Origin of the sequence: Rhodococcus sp. PAMC28707 (assembly GCF_004795915.1) — a bacterium.
Lineage (GTDB): Bacteria > Actinomycetota > Actinomycetes > Mycobacteriales > Mycobacteriaceae > Rhodococcoides.
Genome location: NZ_CP039253.1, coordinates 4,023,964 through 4,045,609, shown reverse-complemented (window position 1 = coordinate 4,045,609; position 21,646 = coordinate 4,023,964). Strand labels below are relative to the sequence as shown.

General features: G+C 61.5%; 21 protein-coding genes and 2 tRNA genes. 7 read left to right on the top strand and 16 right to left on the bottom strand.

What is annotated here, in order from left to right:
• Positions 1–35: 35 nt before the first annotated feature.
• The 3 genes from E5720_RS18385 to E5720_RS18375 are packed head-to-tail and all read right to left on the bottom strand — an operon-like array spanning position 36 to position 3,301.
• Entirely contained in the window at positions 36–2,057 is a 2,022-nt protein-coding gene (locus E5720_RS18385; RefSeq protein WP_136171827.1) for an alpha/beta fold hydrolase, read from the bottom strand.
• 36 nt (positions 2,058–2,093) lie between these two features.
• The gene (locus E5720_RS18380) at positions 2,094–2,879 is read right to left on the bottom strand and encodes a SigB/SigF/SigG family RNA polymerase sigma factor (protein WP_084344662.1); all 786 of its coding nucleotides are present in this window, start codon (positions 2,877–2,879) and stop codon (positions 2,094–2,096) included.
• Positions 2,879–3,301 (bottom strand): ATP-binding protein, encoded by a 423-nt coding sequence (locus E5720_RS18375; RefSeq protein WP_136171826.1) that lies wholly within the window; start codon positions 3,299–3,301, stop codon positions 2,879–2,881. The genes E5720_RS18380 and E5720_RS18375 overlap by 1 nt, the downstream gene beginning before the upstream one ends.
• A gap of 294 nt (positions 3,302–3,595) precedes the next feature.
• Here E5720_RS18375 and malQ point away from each other — a divergent pair, with 294 nt between their 5' ends.
• Both malQ and fdhD read left to right on the top strand, forming a co-directional pair.
• Positions 3,596–5,728: a 4-alpha-glucanotransferase gene (malQ, locus tag E5720_RS18370; RefSeq protein WP_136171825.1), complete on the top strand. Its 2,133-nt coding sequence runs from the start codon at positions 3,596–3,598 to the stop codon at positions 5,726–5,728.
• A 65-nt stretch (positions 5,729–5,793) separates the two neighbouring features.
• Entirely contained in the window at positions 5,794–6,618 is an 825-nt protein-coding gene (gene fdhD, locus E5720_RS18365) for a formate dehydrogenase accessory sulfurtransferase FdhD (RefSeq protein ID WP_136171824.1), read from the top strand.
• Positions 6,619–6,692: 74 nt separating this feature from the next.
• Here fdhD and clpX read toward each other — a convergent pair whose 3' ends face one another.
• The 5 genes from clpX to E5720_RS18340 form a co-directional block, all read right to left on the bottom strand.
• Positions 6,693–7,973, bottom strand: a complete 1,281-nt coding sequence (gene clpX / locus E5720_RS18360) for an ATP-dependent Clp protease ATP-binding subunit ClpX (protein WP_084344834.1) — start codon at positions 7,971–7,973, stop codon at positions 6,693–6,695.
• Between the two features lie 302 nt (positions 7,974–8,275).
• On the bottom strand, positions 8,276–8,917 hold the full coding sequence (locus E5720_RS18355) for an ATP-dependent Clp protease proteolytic subunit (protein WP_084344656.1): 642 nt from the start codon (positions 8,915–8,917) through the stop codon (positions 8,276–8,278).
• A gap of 48 nt (positions 8,918–8,965) precedes the next feature.
• Positions 8,966–9,553 carry an ATP-dependent Clp protease proteolytic subunit gene (locus tag E5720_RS18350; protein ID WP_136172803.1) on the bottom strand — a complete coding sequence of 196 codons (588 nt, stop codon included), beginning with the start codon at positions 9,551–9,553 and terminating at the stop codon, positions 8,966–8,968.
• Positions 9,554–9,697: 144 nt separating this feature from the next.
• Complete coding sequence (gene tig, locus E5720_RS18345; protein WP_168708380.1) at positions 9,698–11,074, bottom strand: trigger factor; 1,377 nt, start codon at positions 11,072–11,074, stop codon at positions 9,698–9,700.
• A 145-nt stretch (positions 11,075–11,219) separates the two neighbouring features.
• A tRNA-Pro gene (locus tag E5720_RS18340) sits at positions 11,220–11,293 on the bottom strand.
• 224 nt (positions 11,294–11,517) lie between these two features.
• Between E5720_RS18340 and E5720_RS18335 the strand changes: the two genes are divergently transcribed.
• Positions 11,518–11,591 (top strand) — tRNA-Gly (locus E5720_RS18335).
• A gap of 66 nt (positions 11,592–11,657) precedes the next feature.
• On the opposite strand, the gene E5720_RS18330 is transcribed toward E5720_RS18335, so the two are convergent.
• The 3 genes from E5720_RS18330 to E5720_RS18320 all read right to left on the bottom strand — a co-directional run bounded on the left by E5720_RS18330 (position 11,658) and on the right by E5720_RS18320 (position 13,820).
• On the bottom strand, positions 11,658–12,410 hold the full coding sequence (locus tag E5720_RS18330) for a maleylpyruvate isomerase N-terminal domain-containing protein (protein ID WP_136171823.1): 753 nt from the start codon (positions 12,408–12,410) through the stop codon (positions 11,658–11,660).
• 106 nt (positions 12,411–12,516) lie between these two features.
• The gene (locus tag E5720_RS18325) at positions 12,517–13,314 is read right to left on the bottom strand and encodes a DNA-formamidopyrimidine glycosylase family protein (RefSeq protein WP_136171822.1); all 798 of its coding nucleotides are present in this window, start codon (positions 13,312–13,314) and stop codon (positions 12,517–12,519) included.
• Between the two features lie 2 nt (positions 13,315–13,316).
• Positions 13,317–13,820, bottom strand: a complete 504-nt coding sequence (locus E5720_RS18320) for a ribose-5-phosphate isomerase (protein ID WP_136171821.1) — start codon at positions 13,818–13,820, stop codon at positions 13,317–13,319.
• Positions 13,821–13,836: 16 nt separating this feature from the next.
• Here E5720_RS18320 and E5720_RS18315 point away from each other — a divergent pair, with 16 nt between their 5' ends.
• A complete protein-coding gene (locus E5720_RS18315) occupies positions 13,837–14,514 on the top strand; it encodes a DUF429 domain-containing protein (protein ID WP_247596044.1) in 678 nt (225 codons plus the stop codon).
• Between the two features lie 53 nt (positions 14,515–14,567).
• On the opposite strand, the gene E5720_RS18310 is transcribed toward E5720_RS18315, so the two are convergent.
• Positions 14,568–15,185 (bottom strand): DsbA family protein, encoded by a 618-nt coding sequence (locus E5720_RS18310; protein ID WP_247596043.1) that lies wholly within the window; start codon positions 15,183–15,185, stop codon positions 14,568–14,570.
• 154 nt (positions 15,186–15,339) lie between these two features.
• Between E5720_RS18310 and pepN the strand changes: the two genes are divergently transcribed.
• Positions 15,340–17,913 carry an aminopeptidase N gene (pepN, locus tag E5720_RS18305; RefSeq protein ID WP_136171820.1) on the top strand — a complete coding sequence of 858 codons (2,574 nt, stop codon included), beginning with the start codon at positions 15,340–15,342 and terminating at the stop codon, positions 17,911–17,913.
• Between the two features lie 98 nt (positions 17,914–18,011).
• Here pepN and E5720_RS18300 read toward each other — a convergent pair whose 3' ends face one another.
• From E5720_RS18300 to E5720_RS18290, 3 genes are all read right to left on the bottom strand, one after another.
• Positions 18,012–18,503 (bottom strand): DUF5130 family protein, encoded by a 492-nt coding sequence (locus E5720_RS18300; protein ID WP_136171819.1) that lies wholly within the window; start codon positions 18,501–18,503, stop codon positions 18,012–18,014.
• Positions 18,490–18,741: a hypothetical protein gene (locus E5720_RS18295; protein ID WP_136171818.1), complete on the bottom strand. Its 252-nt coding sequence runs from the start codon at positions 18,739–18,741 to the stop codon at positions 18,490–18,492. The genes E5720_RS18300 and E5720_RS18295 overlap by 14 nt, the downstream gene beginning before the upstream one ends.
• A 62-nt stretch (positions 18,742–18,803) precedes the next feature.
• The gene (locus E5720_RS18290; protein ID WP_210729905.1) at positions 18,804–19,466 is read right to left on the bottom strand and encodes an HNH endonuclease; all 663 of its coding nucleotides are present in this window, start codon (positions 19,464–19,466) and stop codon (positions 18,804–18,806) included.
• 190 nt (positions 19,467–19,656) lie between these two features.
• On the opposite strand from E5720_RS18290, the gene E5720_RS18285 reads away from it, so the two are divergent.
• Both E5720_RS18285 and E5720_RS18280 read left to right on the top strand, forming a co-directional pair.
• Positions 19,657–20,631, top strand: a complete 975-nt coding sequence (locus E5720_RS18285) for a mechanosensitive ion channel family protein (RefSeq protein ID WP_136171817.1) — start codon at positions 19,657–19,659, stop codon at positions 20,629–20,631.
• A 51-nt stretch (positions 20,632–20,682) separates the two neighbouring features.
• On the top strand, positions 20,683–21,078 hold the full coding sequence (locus tag E5720_RS18280; RefSeq protein WP_136171816.1) for a globin: 396 nt from the start codon (positions 20,683–20,685) through the stop codon (positions 21,076–21,078).
• Between the two features lie 5 nt (positions 21,079–21,083).
• On the opposite strand, the gene E5720_RS18275 is transcribed toward E5720_RS18280, so the two are convergent.
• Positions 21,084–21,551, bottom strand: a complete 468-nt coding sequence (locus E5720_RS18275) for a cupin domain-containing protein (protein WP_136171815.1) — start codon at positions 21,549–21,551, stop codon at positions 21,084–21,086.
• Between the last annotated feature and the right edge of the window lie 95 nt (positions 21,552–21,646).

Here is a 21,646-nt window from a genome sequence, read left to right as displayed (position 1 = left end):
ACAGGCCCACTACCGGCCCCACTGCCAGCGCCCGGTCACCCCAATATCTCGGGGATCTCCATCTCGATTCCGAGGACGTGTTCGGAAAGGAAAGACAACACGACCTCGTACCAGATCTTGGCGTGCTGTGGAGCGAGAACCCAGTGATTCTCGGACGGAAAGTACAGCAACCGATGGTCGGTCTTTCCTTCGTCATCGGTGGGAAGTCCGGATTCACTGAGCAGCTCGAACCACAGACGAAGACCTTCACCGATAGGTACGCGATAGTCCTTGTCTCCGTGAATGACCAGCATCGGCGTGTCGATGTCTGCCACATACAGATGCGGTGAGTTCTCGAAGGCCATCTCGGGTGACATCTCGCGCTGCCAGTAGTACGCGGCGTCGGTGGTGGGGCCGAACTGATCGAGCGCCCACAGGCCGGCGTGAGTGACGATCGCATCGAAACGGTCGGTGTGGCCGGCGATCCAATTCGCCATGTATCCGCCGAACGATCCACCCATCGCAGCGGTACGTGTGCCGTCGACCTCTTCGAGCGCGGCAGCAGCGTCGGTGACGGCCAGCAGATCGGTGTACGGCTCCTTGCCCCACCGCCCCCAGCCACGATCCACGAAACTCTGGCCGTAACCGGTGGACAGCGCTGGATCCGGCAACAACACCGCATACCCCCGCGCGACCATCACCCAGGGATTCCAACGCCACGACCACGTGTTCCACGAGGACAGCGGCCCACCGTGCACCCAGAGCAGAAGAGGTGCCTGTGCCGCCTCCGAAGCATCGGCCGGTAGGGCAAGCCACGCTCGCACATGTTGGCCGTCCTCGGTCACCGTCTCGACCTCGGTCAGTGTCCCAGGAAGCACCGGTGACGGCTCCTCGAGTGCCAACGGATGCACGACACCCGACTCGATGTCGATCCGAACCGGATGCAGGGGTTGCCGGTACGACGCCTCCAATGCGAAGACGACCCCGCTCGACGCCACGTGGAGGTGGCTGTACGCGGAATCGGTAGTGGTCACCGGGTTGGCCACGCCGTCGCGCACCAGGAATACCGGGGCACGACCGCGGTCGTCGGCGACCACCAACACTCCGGTGCCGTCGGACAACCACACCGGATTCGACGGCCACCGATCCCATTCAGGAGCCAGATCGGACACCGTTCGATCTTCGAACACATACTGTTGCAATGTCATTCGAGGCGCCTGTTCGGGCGTCGACAACGATTCACGGACGAAGGCCACTCGTGAACCGTCCGGTGAGATCGACGGCGAGCCGAGATCGGCACCGTCGTCGTCGACGATCGTGGTGCGCGTTCCGGTGTCGAGGTCGACTCGGACCAGCACAGTGCGCGAGGTTGCCAGGGCACCTCGAATCGTCCAGGTCGAGATGACGAACGAACCGTCGGCGCTGATGCTGTAGGACGCTTCGTGAAGAGCTCCTTCGGCGTTCGCGGTGACCCGACGGGCGTCGCCGTCGCCGTCTCCGGCATAGAGATGCGGGGTCGCCGGTCCGAGGTCGTGATCCCAGTGACGAATGGGGTAGCCGGTATGCAGGATTGCACCGACCTTTTTGTCCTTACGCAGCTGACGAAGCCGTTCGTCCACCTCTTCGGTCCCGGCAGAGGGCATGACATCGGACATCGCCACGAAACGTGAGGAATGGTTCGCAGTTTTCAAGCCGGAATAGCCGGCGCCTCGCTTCGAGACAACGTAGGCCTCGCCGACACCAGCAGGCAAACACCACACCGCTGCCGACTCGTCGTCCGGTGACGTTCGACGCAGAAAGTAGAGGTCCCCCTCAGCGGTGAAAGCAGGACCGCTTTCGCCGTGTTCACTCCACGTCAAGCGGCGGGCGGGTGCTGAACCTTCGACGTCGACTTCCCAGAGAGCACCGACATAGGTCGCCTTGTCGGCGTCGAGCCGAGAAACCACGACGACGACTCTCGACCCGTCCACGGACATCGCCATATCCGACACCCGCGGCACCGCCACGTATAGATCCAGGTCGTCGAACACTGTGGTTACTGCGGGTGGCACCTGGGCACTCCTCGGGGCTGAAGACATCGTCGCCCGATGTTACGGCGCGGAGCCGGTTCGAGGTCAGCTCGGCCCGAGTTCCTCGCGCAGTTGAGTGAGAGTTCTCGACAGAATTCTCGACACGTGCATCTGTGAAATGCCCATGCGGTCGGCAATTTGGGTCTGCGTCATCGAACCGAAGAATCGCAGAACGACGATCTGCCGCTCACGCTCCGGTAGCTTCTCGAGCGCCGGCCGCACGGTGAGGTAGCTTTCCATCTTCTCGAGTTCCGGGTCGTAGTCACCGAGGGTGTCCATCAACGGCAAGCGATCTTCGCTCACTACCGAGTCCACGGACACCGTTTGATAGGCGCTGCGAGCCAGCAGTGCCTGCGAGGCTTCTTTGACATCGATGCCCAACTCCGCAGCTATCTCACTCGCCGTCGGCGCGCGACCCAGCTTCTGCGACAGCGACCCCACCGCCCCGGAGATCATGGAGTTGAGCTCTTTCATCCGCCGCGGGACACGAACCGACCAACCAGCGTCTCGGAAGTACCGCCGCGCCTCACCCATGATGGTCGGGACCGCGAAGGAAACGAAGTCGGATCCGCGTTCGATGTCGAACCGGTCGACGGCATTGACGAGACCGAGCCTGGCGACCTGGAGTAGATCTTCGTGAGCTTCTCCGCGGCCGCCGAAGCGTCGCGCAATGTGCTCCGCGAGAGGTAGGCATCGAGTGATGATGCGGTCACGAAGAACCTGCCGCTGCGGTGAGTCCTTGTCCAACAACTGCATCTCTTGGATGAGTGGGACTACTTCGCTGTAGTCGTCGGACTGACGCCGCGCGGTCTTTTCGTACGGCGCAGGCACTAGGTGTTGCTCCTCCGCTTGACCACGTCCACCGACACGGACGTTCCATCTGGTGTGGACTGCTCGCTCATCGCGATCGAATCGGTCAATGTCTGTAGAACGTGCCAGCCGAAACTATCGGACTTCGGCACCTGATCGGCAACCAGGACCGAACTCGAAGAAATCCGAATGCCGACGTCACTCACGGTGAATGCACAGGTGAGCTCTGCACCGGGTAGCGCCCCAGCGATCAGTTCCGAGCACACCTCGTCGACTACCAACTTGATGTCGGCGATGTCGTCGAGGGTGAAATCACCAAGGACCGCAAGCGTTTCGGCAACCGCGCGTACTACCGGCAATTGCTCGGCGTCCGCGACGACGCGCAGCTCGACCGGCGCGCCAGAGTTTCGCTCCAGCTCTTCGATCTTGCCGACGCCAGTCATCCGCTCTCCCTATCAGTCGTCCAAAAGTTTGTGTCGGTCGAAGTCATGTGGCCCCTTGGGAACGCAACTGCATCGGCCGGAGTCAGAGTACCCGGGTCCTCCGAGTTCAATCCTTGCGAGTTGCTTCATTTTCCACGCCGGTCGATTTCGGCACGATGCCGATACGGACCTGGGCACTGAACGGCGACTCTCCCAACGGTCGAGCGCACGGGTGCGGCATTCCGTCTCGCGTCGATCGGCGGCTGCGGTGTGTCAGCAGGTGACGTGAGCTGTCGGTACTGGCACGATCAAGCTGTGGACTACACAGCGCAGTTGGCCGAGCTCGCCGAACGATCCGGTATCTCGACGTCCTATCGGGGTTGGGATCAGGCAGAGCACGAAGTATCCGAGCAGACGCTGCAGCAGATACTCCGAGCACGAGGCATCGCCGCCGAGACCGAAGCGGACGTTGCCCAGTCCCTCGTCGATCTCGACGAGGGACCATGGCGCCGCATGGTCCCACCGGTCGTCGTGACGATCTTCGGTGAGTCGCAACACGTGGAAATCCATGTGCCCCATGGGGATCCCGTCACCGCAACGATCACGACAGAAACCGGCGAGCTTGTTCCGCTGCAACAGGTTCAGATCTGGGTGGAACCACGCAACATCGACGGCGCACCAGTCGGCCGCGCCACTTTCGACATTCCCGGCGATTTAGCTCTCGGATGGCACACCCTGACTGCGGTGAGTACGCCTGATTCCGATCATGCAACGACGGCGCAGTGCCCGATTGCAGTGACACCGAAGAGATTGTCGACCAACGATGTCTTGACCCATACACAGCGAACCGGTCTGCTGACGCAGTTGTATTCCATTCGCTCGAACCGCTCCTGGGGCGTCGGTGACTATGCCGACCTCGCCGACCTGGCTGCCGTGGCAGGTCGAACCCATGGGTTCGACTATCTCCTCGTCAACCCGATGCATGCCCAACGTCCCGCTCCACCGGTGGAGGCATCCCCCTATCTGCCGACGACGAGGCGCTTTTTCGATCCGATGTACATCCGGGTCGAGGACATTGCGGAAATTGCATACCTGAGCCGTGAGCAGTACGCCAAGGTTCGCGAGTCTGCTCGCAGTTTCGTCAAGGCGAACAAGCGCACCCGCAGCATCGACCGCGACCCATCCTTCCGCGCGAAACTCCGAGCATTGAAGCGTATTCACCGCGTCGAGCGTTCCGCGGCACGGAAGAACGACTTCGACGCATTCGTCGCGAGGGAAGGAAAAGGTCTCGACGATTTCGCCCTGTGGTGCGCACTGGCTGAGAAATATCGACCTGATTCACCTGTCTGGACGAGCGCGGCAGCGCATCCGCACACCGACTTCGCCACCGGCCAGCGCAAGGATCTCGCCGAACGTATCGACTTCCACAAATGGTTGCAGTGGATCTGCGACGAACAGCTCGACCGCGCGCAGCGCGTAGCCGTTGCATCCGGAATGGACATCGGGATCATGCACGATCTGGCCGTCGGGGTTCACCGACAGGGAGCCGACGCCTGGACTTTGGGAGATGCGCTGACCGCAGGCGTCACCGTCGGGGCGCCACCGGACAACTTCAATCAGCAAGGCCAGAACTGGAACCAGCCGCCGTGGAACCCCGACAGACTCCGCGAACTGGGATACGCGCCGTATCGCGACATGCTGAGAACGGTGCTTCGTCATGCCGGCGGCGTACGCGTCGACCATATTCTCGGGCTCTTCCGACTCTGGTGGATTCCCGAGGGCTCGAAAACCCCAGGCGAAGGGGCATACGTCCACTACGACTACGAAGCTTTGATCGGAATCCTCGTGCTCGAGGCCGAGCGAGCCGGGGCTGTGGTCGTCGGCGAGGACTTAGGGGTATTCGAACCACGTGTGCAGGAGTATCTGGGGCAAAGAGGACTCTTCGGTACCTCGATTCTGTGGTTCGAGAATGACCATGGCGCACCGATTGCTCCGGAGGATTACCGCGCGTTGTGCCTGACGTCGGTCACCACGCATGATCTCCCGCCCACCCTCGGGTATCTGAGGGGCGAACATATCGCGCTCCGTGATCGGCTCGGACTGCTCGAACGAGATCTCGACGCCGAGATCGAGCAGGACACCGCAAGCCGGGAGGCAGTGCTCGATCTCGCCCGTGAGCGAGGATTGCTCGCCGCAGGTGCCTCCGAGCAAGAGTCGATCGAAGCGTTGTATCGGCTCATCGTTCGGACCCCGTCGCTCCTGCTGGGAGTCGCCCTCGTCGATGCAGTGGGCGAGAACAGAATTCAGAACCAGCCGGGCACCGACGAGACTCAGTACGAGAATTGGCGCGTTCCACTGGCCGACCACAACGGCAAGGCCGTCTGGGTCGACGACCTCGTCGATCATCCACGAATGCTGGCGCTGGTAGCCGCGCTGAGACGGGGGTAGACCGAGGTCCGCCGCCGGGAGGGCACAATCGAGGAATGAACCATCTCGCGAAAAGTGCTTGACCGATGGGACGCATCACTACCCGCAGACCTGTGGTTCGACTGCGAGGTCGGGTCGAGACCTCTCGCCCGGACACCCTCGTCGTAGAGGAGCCGTTGGAGATCCGTGTGAACGGCGCCGCACTGGCCGTCACCATGCGAACGCCCGGACATGACGTGGACCTCGTTCATGGTTTCCTGCTGACGGAAGGTGTCATCACCAGCCGTGACGACATCCGGGTCGCGCGTTATTGCGATGGGGTGGACGACACCGGACAGAACACGTACAACGTGCTCGACATCGAACTTGCAGAGGGCGTCGCACTGCCTACGCCTGGTGTGGAAAGAAATTTCTATACGACTTCTTCGTGCGGTGTGTGCGGAAAAGGCTCACTCGACGCCGTCCGCTCGAAGACCAAGTACTCCCCGGTCGACGATGCCGTCCGCGTCAAGTCCGAGGTGTTGGCGCTCCTGCCCGACAGTTTGCGGCGGGCGCAGAAGATCTTCGACACCACTGGTGGCCTGCATGGCGCAGCGTTGTGCGACAGCGACGGCCGGGTCCTCGTTGTTCGCGAGGACGTGGGTCGGCACAATGCCGTCGACAAAGTACTCGGATGGGCGACCGGTGAAGGACTGATACCGCTGCGGGGCCACATCTTGATGGTGAGCGCTCGGGCGTCGTTCGAATTGGCGCAGAAGGCAGTCATGGCCGGCGTCCCGATTCTTGCTGCAGTGTCGGCGCCCTCTTCGCTCGCTGTCGATCTCGCGGAAGAATCCGGACTGACCGTCGTCGGGTTCCTTCGCGGCGAGAACATGAATCTGTACTCCCATACCGAGCGCATTCTGCGTTGAATTTCCACTGGCCGATCGGAAGACGAGTCGAGCCCCGATCTATGTGATCGGGGCTCGACTCGTGCATGTGCGAACTATGCGGACTTCTCGCGGCGCTCAGGACGTTCCGGCTTGCGTGGAACGATTGTCGGCAACACGTTGTCGTTGACGGTCTCAGAAGTCACGACGACCTTTGCGACGTCGTCACGGCTCGGAATATCGAACATCACCGGGTTGAGCACTTCTTCGAGAATGGCGCGAAGTCCACGAGCCCCTGTGCCTCTCAGGATTGCCTGATCAGCAATAGCTTCGAGAGCGTCCTGAGTGAACTCCAACTCGACATTATCCATCTCGAACAGCCGACTGTACTGTTTGACCAGCGCATTCTTCGGCTCCGACAGGATGGTGACGAGGGATTCCTTGTCCAGATTGGTCACCGAGGCGACAACCGGGAGACGCCCGATGAATTCCGGAATCAAGCCGAACTTGATCAAGTCCTCCGGCATCACCTCGGCAAAGTTGTCTTGGGTGTCCAGCTCGGCCTTCGACCGAACCTCGGCACCGAATCCAAGACCACGCTTACCGATCCGGTCCGAGACGATCTTCTCGAGGCCTGCGAAAGCTCCGGCAACGATGAACAACACGTTGGTCGTGTCGATCTGTATGAATTCCTGGTGTGGATGCTTGCGACCACCTTGCGGAGGCACACTTGCCTGAGTTCCTTCGAGGATCTTCAGGAGTGCCTGCTGCACGCCCTCACCGGACACATCACGAGTGATCGACGGATTCTCGCTCTTACGCGCGATCTTGTCGACCTCGTCGATGTAGATGATGCCGGTCTCGGCTCGCTTCACATCGTAATCTGCAGCCTGAATCAGCTTGAGGAGGATGTTCTCGACATCCTCACCAACGTAGCCCGCCTCGGTCAGAGCTGTAGCATCCGCTATCGCGAACGGCACGTTGAGCATCTTCGCAAGTGTCTGAGCCAAGTAGGTCTTGCCGCATCCGGTGGGTCCGAGCATCAAAATATTGGACTTGGCCAACTCGACGGTCTCACCCCGCGAGTCCCGAGTTTTGTCCCCGGCCTGAATGCGCTTGTAGTGGTTGTAGACGGCCACGGCCAGCGTGCGCTTGGCAGTGTCCTGACCGATCACGTAATTCTCGAGGAAGTCCCGAATCTCGGCCGGCTTCGGCAGATCGTCGAGTTTGACCTCGCTCGACTCCGCAAGCTCTTCCTCGATGATCTCGTTGCACAGGTCGATGCACTCATCGCAGATGTACACCCCAGGCCCCGCGATGAGCTTTTTCACCTGTTTCTGGCTCTTACCGCAGAAGGAGCACTTCAACAGATCGCCGCCGTCACCGATGCGTGCCATATTCGAGGTTCCTACTTCCTTGTTCGCGACCGGCCCGGTAGACACCATCACGATGTCGGTCCAGTCGTCGGCCACTTCTCGATCCACAACTCGTTCGTGCCTTGAAGCGACCGTACCCGTGTTCGACGACCATGGGTGAGATGTTTACGGTGATTCGCTGCCCTACTTATTCCGCCCCGAACTTCTTGCTGGTCGAAGACTGTCGAAGCGTGTGACCGTGCGTGCTGACCCAGGGATGTCGGACGTGAAAGAGCTTGGCCCACGCCCGACAACCAGAGGTTTCGCGAGGATTCCTGCTTGTACTACTTCTGTGCCGACAGCTTCCGGTATTCGAAGACCGTGTCGATAATTCCGTAGTCCTTGGCCTGCGCGGCGGTCAGGATCTTGTCACGATCGGTGTCCTTGCGGATGACGTCGGGATCCTTGCCGGTGTGCCGACCGAGTGTGGTCTCCATGAGACGACGCATGCGCTCGATTTCCGCAGCCTGAATCTCGAGGTCCGAGACCTGGCCCTGAATTCCACCACTGGATGGCTGGTGGATCAGCACGCGCGCATTCGGCAGAGCAGCGCGCTTTCCCGGGGTACCTGCGGCGAGCAACACGGCCGCCGCCGATGCTGCCTGCCCGAGGCAGACCGTCGCCACGTCCGCGCGGACGTACTGCATGGTGTCGTAGATGGCCATCAGCGAGGTGAACGAACCACCGGGCGAGTTGATGTACATCGTGATGTCGCGATCGGGATCGAGACCTTCCAACACGAGCAACTGGGCCATGACATCGTTGGCCGACGCGTCGTCGACCTGGACGCCGAGGAAGATGATGCGCTCCTCGAACAGCTTGTTGTACGGGTTGGATTCCTTCATGCCGTAGCTGGAGTGCTCGACGAAAGAAGGCAAGATGTACCGCGAGGACGGCATCTGATTGGGATCGAACAGGTTTGTCATCGTTTCTCCAAGATGTAAGTGATCGAGGGATCGCCGGTCCGGGCGGATCTAGTCGCCGATTCCGCCGGCCTGCCGAGCGCGGCTGACGACATGATCGACGAACCCGTACTCCTTTGCCGCCTTTGCGGTGAACCAGCGGTCACGATCGGAGTCTTCGGTGATCTGCTCGACGGTCTGGCCGGTGTGCAGCGCGATCAACTCGGCCATTTCACGCTTGGTGTGCGCGAACTGCTCAGCCATGATGGCAATGTCACTGGCACTACCACCGATACCGGCCGAGGGCTGGTGCATCATGATCCGGGCGTGCGGGAGTGCGTAGCGCTTTCCCTTGGCGCCTGCCGACAACAGGAACTGCCCCATGGACGCAGCCAAACCCATTCCGTAAGTAGCTACATCGCATTCGGCGAATTCCATGGTGTCGAAGATCGCCATGCCCGCGGTGACGGAGCCACCGGGAGAGTTGATGTAAAGAGATATGTCGCGGGTGGCGTCCTCAGCGGACAGAAGGAGAATCTGAGCACACAGCTTGTTGGCGATGTCATCGTCGACCTGAGTACCGAGGAAGATGATGCGCTCGCGAAGCAGACGTTCGTACACGGAGTCGCTGAGATTGAGGCCGGAGGAGGCCGAAGTCATGACGGGACTCTGCTGACGCAAAGCCGCCGAATTCTGAACAGTCACGGTACCTGCCTTTTCCATACGATCGTTGGTTCCTGATACAGACACTAACGAAAGAAGGCGGCTCCGGAGTCCCGGAACCGCCGTCGTTCGCTGTAAGCGTTACTTGTCTTGTTCACCCTCGGCAGAATCGCCTGCTGCAGGCTCTTCCTCGTCCGCGGGACTACCGAAAAGCTCTGCGGTGTCCACGGTCGCACCGGCCGTGTCGGTCACGTTGACACGGTCGACAACCGAGGCCAAAGCCCTGCCGCGACGCACGTCGGCGAAGATGGCACCGAGCTGATTTGCCTGCTGCACCTGCTGGATGAACTCCTCGGGCGAAATGCCGTAGCGCTGCGCCTGGAAGATGATCCGCTCGGTGAGCTCGTCCTGACCGACCTGAGTCTGTTCTGCTTCGGCAATCGCATCGAGGAGCAACTGCGTGCGCACCGACTTCTCGGCGGCTTCCTTGACGTCCTTGTCGAACTCTTCACGGCTCGAGCCCTGCGCCTCCAACATCTCGGCAAGCTTGGCTTCATCGTGGTCGAGTCCGTGGATGGCCTCGTGGAGCTGGGAGTCGACCTCAGCCTTGACGACGGCTTCCGGCGCCGGGATCTCGAGGGTCTCGAGAAGCGTCTCCAGTACCTTGTCGCGGATCTGGCCTGCCTGCTCGACCTTCTTCACTCGTTCGACGCGAGTCTTCAGGTCGGCAATCAGCTCTTCGAGGGTGTCGAACTCGCTGGCGAGCTGTGCGAACTCGTCGTCGGCCTCGGGAAGTTCGCGCTCCTTGACGGAGACGACCTTGACGGAGACAACTGCTTCTTTGCCTGCGAATTCGCCTGCAACGAGCGTGGAAGTGAAATCCTTGGACTCGTCCACCGAGACTCCGACGATGGCATCGTCCAAGCCTTCGATGAGCTGGCCCGAACCGACCTCGTGGGACAAGCCGCTGGCCGAAGCCTCTTCGACGGTTTCACCGTCGACTGTGGCCGAGAGGTCGATGGAGACGAAGTCTCCGGACTGCACGGGACGAGTCACACCGGTCAACGTGCCGAAGCGCTGGCGCAGCGACAACAGCTGCTCGTCTACTGCTTCGTCAGTGATTTCGAGGGGATCGACCGTGATATCGATGGTCGAGTAGTCCGGCAAGGCGATCTCGGGACGGATGTCGACCTCGGCGGTGAAAGTGAGCTGTTCGCCGTCCTCGATCTTGGTGATCTCGATATCGGGCTGTCCGATGACCTTGATGTTCTCCGCGGAGACGGCTTCGGAGTAGCGCGTGGGGAGGGCGTCGTTGACGACCTGCTCCAACACTGCCCCTCGTCCGACTCGAGCTTCGAGCAGCTTCGCGGGAGCCTTGCCCGGGCGGAACCCCGGCAGGCGGATCTGCTGAGCAAGAGCCTTGTAGGCGCGGTCGAAATCAGGCTTGAGCTCCTCGAAGGGCACCTCAACGTTGATACGGACTCGCGTCGGGCTGAGCTGCTCGACGGTGCTCTTCACGGGACATGCTCCTTTTGGTGGTCTTACCTTGCTGTCTGGATCATCGTCTGCCTGGATCACCGTATGTCTGGTCCACCTACTAGCGGGCGACCCGGCGGTGATTGTTTGATCGAAGCCGGATCCGCATTGGATCCGGCTTCTCTTGTCGGGGTGACAGGAATTGAACCTGCGACCCTCCGCTCCCAAAGCGGATGCGCTACCAAGCTGCGCCACACCCCGTCTACCGAACAAACCTACAGGCACCATTGAACAGCAATTGCATGGACCTTGGAACAGCAGGTGCAGGATCCATTGAACAGTATGCACTATTCGGGGTCGTCGACGGGCCACCGTTACTGCGTCCACAGGTAGCCGATCCAGCCAATTTGTAATCTCGAACCGAGGTTCGGTAGAGTCTCATAACGCAAGCGGCGCAGATGGCGATCCCATCGAGCCGCTCGCATGCCGATGTAGCTCAATGGTAGAGCCCCTGTCTTCCAAACAGGCTACGCGAGTTCGATTCTCGTCATCGGCTCCAGCAAAAAGCCCGGTCCTGATTTTCATGGACCGGGCTTTTTTGTGTCTATATCCTGCACAAACTTCTTCAGATCCGTATTCCGTCGTACAGCGCCTGCGCCACAGCACGATCTCCGACGATGTCGAGGCCGTCCAACGGTCGTCGACGCCAGAGAGTGAGCATCAGGTTCTGCGCAGAACCACGCAGCGCCACATCGCCTTTCCGGTGTTGGCGAGACACTGCGACCTCGTCTCCGGTGAAATCGAGGAACAACTCGGCATCGGTACCGTCGTCGGTGTGTAAATGGACTGTTCGTCCAGCCACAGCAGGAACCTTCTCGACGGGAAATCTCGTGAGAAACTGCTCCGCCCACTCGACGATCGCGTCCGCAGCACCGACCGGATCTGCCGATTCGGGTTCTGGGCCCCCGCGCTCGCGAATCGCATCCTGGGCATCGAATCTATGCACGGTCACCTCGTGTAACTGCCTCCTGATCCAATAGTCGGCCGAATCGATCCCGGCCCACGTCGCAACTTCCTCCGTTGGATCTACTGCTCGATACGCCGCGAGCATGCAGGCGGCGGACTCTCGATAGTCATCGAGAACTTGCGGTCCACGCTCCGGTTTGGCAACCGCTCCAACAACTTTCGCCATTCCTTCGGATGCGGGTATTTCGAGTGCAGCAACCGCCATGCGGTGCACGAAGCCGACATGGCGGATCAGCTTTTCCACGGTCCAACCGGGCATCGACAGGACCGGCAACGCGAGGTCGTCGAGGGTCAGCGACGCCATGCGGTCGCACTCACGCGAGAGAAGTTCGAGCTGCGGGACTGAAGTCATAGCGGCGATTCTCCCTCGCACAGGGGACCTCCGCGCGGGTATCCGCCACGTATCCCGGGATGCGTCCGATTTGTCCGGAAGACCGCGGTGGAGATCGAGGTGGTTTCTAACTTGCCTGACAGACCGGGCACCAGAACAGGTTTCTTGCCTGCATCACCGAATGCAGAATCTCGGCCCCACACACGCGGCACGGACGCCCCGCCTGGCGATAGACGTACGAGCGCGGCCGTTTCGCGTCGTATCCGACGTCGCCGTGGTCGTCTTCCGGCCGAATGGTGATGATCTTCCCGCGTCGGACACCGATGTTCATCAGGTCGACGAGGTCGAACCACAGTGCGTCCCATTCGGAATGGTCGAGATCCTTGCCGGGACGCATCGGATTGATTTCGTGGCGAAAGAGAATCTCGGCACGATAGACATTACCCACTCCCGCCAGGACCTTCTGATCCATGAGCAAGGTGCCGATAGGTGTGCGCGACTTCGTAATTCGTGCCCACGCGCGTTCGGGATCAGCATCCTTTCGGATGGGGTCCGGTCCGAGCCGCGCCTTGAGTGCGTCGACTTGCTGCTCGGTGTAGATCTCGCAGGCGGTCGGGCCCCGCAGGTCGGTCCCGTACCGCTCCCCCACCATGCGCAAGCGCACGGCCCCGACCGGATCATCCAGCGGCACCGCGTGTTCGGTGAACTTCCCGTACAGGCCGAGATGAATATGCACGATCAAGTCGGACTCGTATCGGTGGAGAAGGTGCTTGCCCCACGCCTCGGCCCCGAGGAGAACAAGACCGTCGATCAGCGCGGCGCCAGAGGTGAACCGCCCCTGAGGACTGCACACCTCGACCGGCGCCCCGCGGAACCGTCGTTGATGCAACCGAGCCAATCGGTGCAACGTGTGCCCTTCGGGCACAGTTACGCAGGCTTCACATCGCCGGCGAGGGCTTCGCCCCCGGGTACCGCCGGAGCCACACCGCTGCGCTCGTACTCGGACAAGATGTCGACGCGGCGCTGGTGACGTTCTTCACCGGAGAACGGTGTCGCAAGGAAAGCGTCGACGATCGCCAGGGCCTCGGGAAGTGTGTGCATGCGCCCACCGATACCGATGAGCTGCGCATCGTTGTGCTCGCGCGCCAGTTTCGCGGTCTCGACACTCCACGCCAATGCGCATCGTGCGCCCGGCACCTTGTTGGCTGCGATTTGCTCGCCGTTACCCGAACCGCCGAGGACGAGGCCACGGCTACCCGGGTCGGCGACTACGCGGCGAGCGGCGTCGATACAGAACGCCGGGTAGTCGTCCACGGCGTCGTATTCGAACGCACCGCAATCGACGGGATCGTGCCCGCTCGCGGTGAGATGTTCGATGATCTGATTCTTGAACTCGAGACCGGCATGGTCTGCCCCCAGGTATACGCGCATGCCTAGAGTCTGACAGGTGGGAGTGCGCGCGGGAAAAACGGTTGCCGGAGTCGACGGAGCCAAGGGTGAATGGGTCGTCGCGATTTTCGACGGCGCCGTCGTCACCTGGAGTGTCGCCGGCAGCGTCGATGCTGTGCTCGACGCGACTGCCCGATGCTCGGTGGTCGCGGTGGATATGCCGCTGTCGATACCGGAAGAGTCGTATCGGATCAGTGAGCTCGCGGCGAAAGCATTTCTGGGGCCGGCGCGGTCGTCGATCTTCCACACGCCGGTATCGGAGGTACTCGACGCCGAGGACTACCGCGAGGCATGCGACATCTCGCGTCGGATCACCGGCAAGGCGATCAGTAAACAGACTTGGCACCTGCTGCCTTCGGTGCGGGCGTGGCGGACAGCGGAGTTCGATCCCGATCGCGTCGTCGAGGTTCATCCGGAATGTTCGTTCCGTGCGATGGCGCCGACGACTGCTTTCGCGTCGAAGAAGACCGGACGCGGTGCAGGTCAACGAATGGCGGCCTTGTCGACCTGGATCGACCCACACAATCTTGCCGTGGGTCTCGCCGAGCTACCGCCGGGCCCCGCGCTCGACGACGCATTGGACGCGGCTGCAGCCGCGTGGTCGGCGTGGCGGTACAGCCGGCGAGAGCACCAGGTTTTCGGGGCTGCAACCGGCCCGGATCGCATTGTCTACTGACCCGGCCGCGGCCCGGTGCCACTGATGGCCGAGCCACCAGTGGCCACGTCGGGCTAATCGAACTGAGGATCCTCGTTACGAGATCTCTTGAGCTCGAAGAAGTGCGGGTACGAAGCGAAGATCACCGAAGCGTCCCACAGCTTGCCTGCCTCCTCTCCGCGCGGAATTCGTGAGAGGACCGGACCGAAGAATGCGACACCGTTGACGTGGATGGTGGGCGTGCCGACGTCGGTCCCCACCTTGTCCATTCCAGCGTGATGGCTGGTGCGCAGGTCGTCGTCGTAGTCGGTACTGTCCGCCGCCGTGGCCAACTCCGCAGGCAGTCCGAGCTCGGCGAGCGACTGCTCGATGACCTCAGGGAAGTTCTTGTTGCCTTCGTTGTGAATCCGTGTGCCCATCGCGGTGTAGAGCGGGAGCAGAATTTGATCTCCTTCGGCGCGGGCTGCAGCAATCGCAACGCGGACGGGTCCCCACGAGGACTTCATCATCTCGACGTATTCCTCGGGCAGATCCTTGTCCTCGTTGAGAACTGCCAGGCTCATCACGTGGAAGTTGGCGTCGATGTCGCGCACCTGCTGGACCTCGAGGATCCACCGCGAGGTGATCCAGCACCACGGGCACAGTGGGTCGAACCAGAAATCCGCGGTGTCCTTTTGAGAACTATCGGTCACGTGAGGCTCCTTCGAAGTTTCGTTGACGAGTTGACGTGGGGTCAAACGACGGCGGCCAGCCACGAATTCCGCCGACGCCTGAACCAGCATGCCCGACCCTCGACGTGATGGGATGGTGGCACTACTCATTCCTACTCGAGAAGGTGCCAATTCTGTGGTTGCTCCCAATCTGACTCGCGACCAAGCTGCCGAACGCTCCACTGTGGTCGGCAGTTCGGCGTATTCGATCGTGCTGGATCTGACCGACGGGTCGGGCAATCCCAGCGAGAAGACGTTTCTGTCGACCACGACCATCACTTTCACCGCCACCACGGGTGCCTCGACCTTCGTCGACATCGTGGCAGGCCGAATAAGGTCGGCGACGCTCAATGGATCGGCGCTCGATGTCTCCGGCTACGACGAGGAGACCGGAATTGCGCTGACGGATCTCGCCGAGAGAAACGTATTGGTCGTCGAAGCCGACTGTGTCTATTCGCACACCGGCGAAGGATTGCACCGGTTCGTCGACCCTTCCGACGGTTCGATCTACCTGTATTCGCAATTCGAGACAGCGGACGCGAAACGGATGTTCGCGTGTTTCGATCAGCCGGACTTGAAAGCCACCTTCGATCTCGAGGTCACTGCTCCCGAGAGTTGGAAGATCATCTCCAACGCTCCCCACGCATCGGAACCTACTGCTGGCAAACACTCGTTCGAGACGACGCCGCTGTTGAGCACATATCTCGTCGCGTTGATCGCCGGACCGTACGCCGAGTGGACCGACACCTACAGCGATGAGCACGGCACCATTCCCCTAGGTCTCTACTGCCGTGCCTCGCTTGCGGAGCACCTGGACGTCGAGCGACTGTTCACCGAAACCAAGCAGGGTTTCGGCTTCTACCACGCCAACTTCGGCACTCCGTATGCGTTCGGCAAGTACGACCAGCTGTTCGTCCCGGAATTCAACGCCGGCGCGATGGAGAACGCAGGGGCGGTGACATTCCTGGAGGACTACGTCTTCCGTTCCAAAGTCACCCGCTACTCCTACGAGCGTCGCTCGGAGACGATCCTGCACGAGATGGCCCACATGTGGTTCGGCGACCTCGTGACCATGACGTGGTGGGATGACCTCTGGCTCAACGAATCCTTCGCGACCTTCGCATCTGTGTTGTGCCAGACCGAGGCGACCGAGTACACGAATGCATGGACAACGTTCGCCAACGTCGAGAAGGCGTGGGCGTACCGCCAGGACCAGTTGCCGTCCACACATCCGATCGCCGCGGATATCCCCGACCTCGCCGCGGTCGAAGTCAATTTCGACGGCATCACCTACGCCAAGGGCGCAAGCGTTCTCAAGCAGCTCGTTGCCTACGTGGGCAAGGAGGAATTTCTCGCCGGTCTCCGCAGCTACTTCGTCGACCACGCATTCGCAAACGCCACTTTCGCCGACCTTCTGACTGCGCTCGAGAAATCCTCGGGCAGAGACCTGTCGGACTGGGGCAACCAGTGGTTGCGTACCACCGGACTGAACACGCTGAGCCCCGACTTCGACGTCGATGACGACGGCAATTTCACTCGATTCGCAGTCGTGCAGAGCGGTGCCGCTCCCGGTGCCGGTGAGCGCCGAATCCACCGCATCGCGGTAGGGATCTACGACGACGTCGACGGAAAGCTGGTCCGAACCGACCGCGTCGAGCTCGATTTGGATGCGGCCGAACGCACCGATGTCCCAAGCCTGATCGGCGTGTCACGGGGCAAGATCGTTCTCGTCAACGACGACGACCTCACGTACTGCTCGGTGCGTCTCGATCCCGAGTCCTTGGCGACACTGATCGCGCGCATCGGCGACATCTCCGAACCACTCCCCCGGACCTTGGCGTGGTCGGCGGCGTGGGAGATGACACGCTCAGCCGAACTGAAGGCTCGCGACTTCTTCGCACTCGTCCAGCGCGGCATTTCTGCCGAGACCGAGGTCGGCGTCGTGCAGCGGTTGTTGTTGCAAGCTCAGACAGCGATCAACAGCTACGCGGACCCAGCGTGGGCGAAGGAACATGGTCAGCCAGAATTCGCCGACTTGGTTCTCGAGCTCGCCCGCACTGCTGACGCCGGCTCCGATCATCAGCTGGCGTTCGTAAACTCACTGACGGGTTCTTCGCTGTCCGAGCGCCACGTCGTCGCAGTGCAGGCACTTCTCGACGGCGATGTGAGCGGCCAAGGTCTCGACGGGCTGGACATCGATACCGATCTCCGCTGGCGCCTGATTTCTGCTCTGGCAGGCGCTGGGGCCATCGACAACAACGGTCTCGAATCCCCGGTCATCGACGCCGAGGCGGCACGGGACAACACCGCAGCGGGCGCCCGATCGGCCGCTGCAGCCCGCACTGTTCGGCCCGACAGCGCGGTCAAAGAACTGGCATGGGCAACAGTTGTCGACGATGACTCGGTCCCGAACATCACCGCGCGCTCGATCATCGGCGGTTTCGCCGGGCCCGATCAGTCGGAATTGCTAGCGCCGTACGTGGACCGCTACTTCGGAGCGATCAGTGATGTGTGGGCACGGCGGTCGAGCGAGGTTGCCCAGACGGTGGTCATCGGGCTTTACCCATCGTGGTCGATCAGTGCCGAATCTGTCGCGGCAGCGGATCGATTCTTGGGCGGGGACCTGCCACCTGCCCTCCACCGGTTGGTGATCGAGGGACGCGCAGGAATCGTGCGATCACTCGCCGCGCGGGAGTTCGACGCCCGGTAACGAGGCCCTGAGAACGAACACATGTGCCGTTCGATCGACTGTTTCGATCGAACGGCACATGTGTTTCGAGGCGGAGGGCCAGGCGGGCCTGCTGAGTATTACGGGCTGACGATGGCTGCACTCATGACACGCACCGAGCTGACGAGCCCGTCGATGAGGTTGCCATCACGGAAGGGGCCGATCGCCGCAGTGATTCCGAGCTGTGCGACTCGATCGGTGGCGCGATCCGATACGCGACGACCGGTACGGATCTCGATGGCCTTGCGGATGGGATCGACGGCGATGAGCAGTGACCGAACTGCATCGGGGGTACTGGGAAACACCGCGTCTGCGCCTGCGGCCACATCCTCGCCCAAGTCTCCGATGTAGATGTTGAAGCGAATCTGGGTTGCGCGAGTGGCTTCGGTCAGCGCGTCGTCGATTGCGACGAGGTCCTGAGTTGCGAAGGGAAGCTGCTCAGGGTACGGATCACCGAACTGATTGACCGCAGAAATGCGGCCGCTGGACGTCCGTGCCGCACCGTAGGGCAGGTTCTCGACACTGCCATCCGTGACAGCGACATCCGTACGAGTCAATTCACCACTTGCCACTTGCCGAACCTCCGATCGAGTCAGCTGTAGCGACGGCGTGCGAGCCGTGACCGCCGTGTGGCGTCACCTCGTCCGTTGCGCTCCACAGCACTGAGCCATTTACCCACGTGTCGGACAGGCGGTAGGGCTTGATGTCCAAGCCGGGCTGCCTTTTCGCCAGGAAAGACAACGCGCCGACGATTCCGACAATCGCGATCGGAATCACCCCGAATATCAGCAGAGTCTCCAGAATGCTCACAGGACAAGACGGTAGTCGACTTTTCCCTGCAGGTCGACGCCGGGTTCCATCGGTGTCGAGAGTCAGGCCGCGCCCTCGCCCAAGTAGGCGAGCCATGCCGGGTCGAGTTCCTTGTTGCCTGCCAACAACCGCCAGTGCGGACCCTTGGGCGGAACGAGTTGCGCTCGGAGTGTCCACCCCAGCTCACCGAGCATTTTGTCGGCCTTGCGGTGGTTGCACGGCGCGCAGCACGCGACGCAATTCTCCCAGGAGTGTTCTCCCCCACGGCTGCGAGGAATCACGTGGTCGACGGTCTCGGCCTTGGATCCGCAATACGCGCATCGGAAGCGATCACGATGCATCAGCGCGGCCCGCGTCATCGGCACGCGGGCTCGATACGGCACTCGGACATACGTCCGTAGGCGGATGACGGAGGGCACCTGCACAGAAAAATCGGCAGATCTTATGAACGGTCCAGTTGGATCGTCATGGATGACGTCTGCCTTGTCGCAGACGAGAAGAACCACGGCTCGGCGCATCGGCAGCGCGGTGAGCGGCTCGAATGTGGCATTGAGAAGGAGAACTCGGCGCTTGACCCAGGCGGGAAGGCTGTCCTCGCCGACATCTGTTTCTTCGGATGAAACCAACTGCAACTCAGGCGCCCCGGATGCCCGTTCCCGCTGGTCTGCAGGGTGGTGGTCATCGCTGGGCTGGAGTTGTCGGTGACGATGTTGCTTCTTCTTCATGTGTGTTCTCCAGGGAGAGTCAGCGCCCGCGCATGGCTTGCGTGGAACACGAGAGACAGTGGAACACGAATCGAGCGGCATGCACACCCCTTTTGTCCACGAACAACGTGGCCTCGAGGTGAATTTCGAGGGACTCGGAGCCTGTTCGCTGCACGGTGGCGAGATCTCACAACGTCCGTAGACTCTTCGGGTGTCTGTATTCAATTCTCTTCCACGCCCTGACATCGCAGCGTCCGCGATCGACTTGCGAGCAGTCGAATTGACCGAGACAAGCCGCGATTGGCTGATCCACAGGCCTCTACAGGTCCTCGGATATCTGGTGCTCGCGATCGTGCTTCGGATCGTGCTGCACAAACTGATCGATCGGTTCACTCACCGCACCGCCAGCGAATCGGGCAGGGGCCCGCTGCTTCTACGTCCGCTGCGAGAGAGGGCTCCGAGCACCCTCAAGAGTTCGATTCTGGCCGAGCGCCGTAGGCAACGAGCCAAGACGATCGGGTCGGTTCTCAAGTCCGGTGTGTCCGTCGTCATTCTGGCGTGGTTCGTTCTGTCGGCGCTCGACGTTATCGGCATCAACGTCACACCGTTCATAGCCTCGGCAGGAATCGTCGGGGTTGCCCTCGGCTTCGGCGCGCAAAACCTGGTCCGAGATTTTCTGTCGGGAATCTTCATGCTCCTCGAAGATCAGTACGGTGTCGGTGACATCGTCGATCTCGGTGAAGCGACCGGAACAGTCGAGAGTGTCGGACTGCGTGTGACCACCGTCCGCGATATCAACGGCACCGTCTGGTACTGCCGAAACGGTGAGGTTCTGCGGGTGGGGAACATGAGTCAAGGTTTCGCGGTCGCCGTCCTCGACCTCCCCGTCGCGCACACTGCGAACCTGGCCGAGGCGTGCGCAGTCGCCGAAAGGGCGACGCTGGCCGTCGTTGCATCCGGTGATTTCGAGGACGACTTGCTCGGTGCGCCCGAGATGCTCGGGGTGAACGCGGTGAGCGCGGACACGGTGACCATTCGAATCACCGTCAAAACCCGTCCCGGTCGTCAGTGGGCGGTTCAGCGGCGAGTGCATCGAGAAATCCTGCAGGCCTTCGACGACGCGGGCGTGAAAGCCCCGTACCCGCAAGGGCGGCAGGGCGGCATGCAGTCCGACATGACCGTATAGAGATACTGGTGACCCAGGCCCGCACACCGTATGAGTAGAGAAAGAGCAACCATGACCGAACCGCAGCAGACGTTCTACGACGCTGTCGGCGGCGCGGCGACATTCGAAACACTCGTCGCCGTGTTCTACGACGAGGTGTCGCGCGACGAGATCGTCCGGCCGCTGTACCCGGAAGAGGATCTCGGCCCGGCGGAGCGCCGCATGCGTATGTTTCTCGAGCAGTACTGGGGCGGCCCTCGCACCTACTCGGACGAGCGTGGCCATCCGCGGCTACGCATGCGGCACGCGGGGTTCAAGATCGGTCCGATCGAACGCGATGCTTGGTTGCGGTGCATGCACATTGCCATCGCTTCGATCGACTCCAGCATTCTCGATGACCCGCACCGAACACAGTTGGTGGACTACATGGAGATGGCGGCGAACTCCATGGTCAACTCGGCACTCTGAGCCGGTCACAGGCCTCGTGGGATCGGAGCGCTTTTTCCGCGCCCGAGCCCCGAGGCCTTACGCAGTGCCCCGCGCAGAGTGCGTGCCAATTCGAGTGCGCGGGAGACCGAAGCGGGCAGACTACTGCGCAGAATTGCGTGCTTTCGGACGTAGTCCGGTACATGCCACTCCGACCACGTACCCGCGCGGAACAGTGCCGCGTCCCCGGCAACGAGCGTGCGTGGTGGAGAGCCTTCCGCAGAGACTGTGACCGACCCGTCCATGATGTGCACGATCTCATCGACGTGAAAGTACCAATTGAATCGGCCGGCAGTGCAATCCCAGACATTGAAGGTGGTAGTCCCGTCGAGTGTGCGGGTCCACTCCGCGGACCGCGCGACGGGCTCGCCGTGAAGGATCCAGTCCGGGTTGATCGGGCTGGCGTTCAACTGAACTTCACTCAAACGCACGGCCTCGATAGCCAGTTCGGTCATTACGGGGAGCTCTCCTTTATTACGGCTGGGTGGAAAGATACCGCACATTTCGGACAACAGGACTGTTTGAGCACGAAAACCGGGCTTCCGGTCTG

Bases quoted from the DNA above. Each gene is read 5' to 3' on its own strand.
- E5720_RS18385 (WP_136171827.1), bottom strand. From the start codon at position 2,057: ATGTCTTCAGCCCCGAGGAGTGCCCAGGTGCCACCCGCAGTAACCACA.
- E5720_RS18375 (WP_136171826.1), bottom strand. From the start codon at position 3,301: ATGACTGGCGTCGGCAAGATCGAAGAGCTGGAGCGAAACTCTGGCGCG.
- fdhD (WP_136171824.1), top strand. From the start codon at position 5,794: ATGGGACGCATCACTACCCGCAGACCTGTGGTTCGACTGCGAGGTCGG.
- clpX (WP_084344834.1), bottom strand. From the start codon at position 7,973: ATGGCACGCATCGGTGACGGCGGCGATCTGTTGAAGTGCTCCTTCTGC.
- E5720_RS18355 (WP_084344656.1), bottom strand. From the start codon at position 8,917: ATGACAAACCTGTTCGATCCCAATCAGATGCCGTCCTCGCGGTACATC.
- E5720_RS18350 (WP_136172803.1), bottom strand. From the start codon at position 9,553: ATGACTTCGGCCTCCTCCGGCCTCAATCTCAGCGACTCCGTGTACGAA.
- E5720_RS18330 (WP_136171823.1), bottom strand. From the start codon at position 12,410: ATGACTTCAGTCCCGCAGCTCGAACTTCTCTCGCGTGAGTGCGACCGC.
- E5720_RS18320 (WP_136171821.1), bottom strand. From the start codon at position 13,820: ATGCGCGTATACCTGGGGGCAGACCATGCCGGTCTCGAGTTCAAGAAT.
- E5720_RS18290 (WP_210729905.1), bottom strand. From the start codon at position 19,466: ATGAAGAAGAAGCAACATCGTCACCGACAACTCCAGCCCAGCGATGAC.
- E5720_RS18280 (WP_136171816.1), top strand. From the start codon at position 20,683: ATGACCGAACCGCAGCAGACGTTCTACGACGCTGTCGGCGGCGCGGCG.
- E5720_RS18275 (WP_136171815.1), bottom strand. From the start codon at position 21,551: ATGACCGAACTGGCTATCGAGGCCGTGCGTTTGAGTGAAGTTCAGTTG.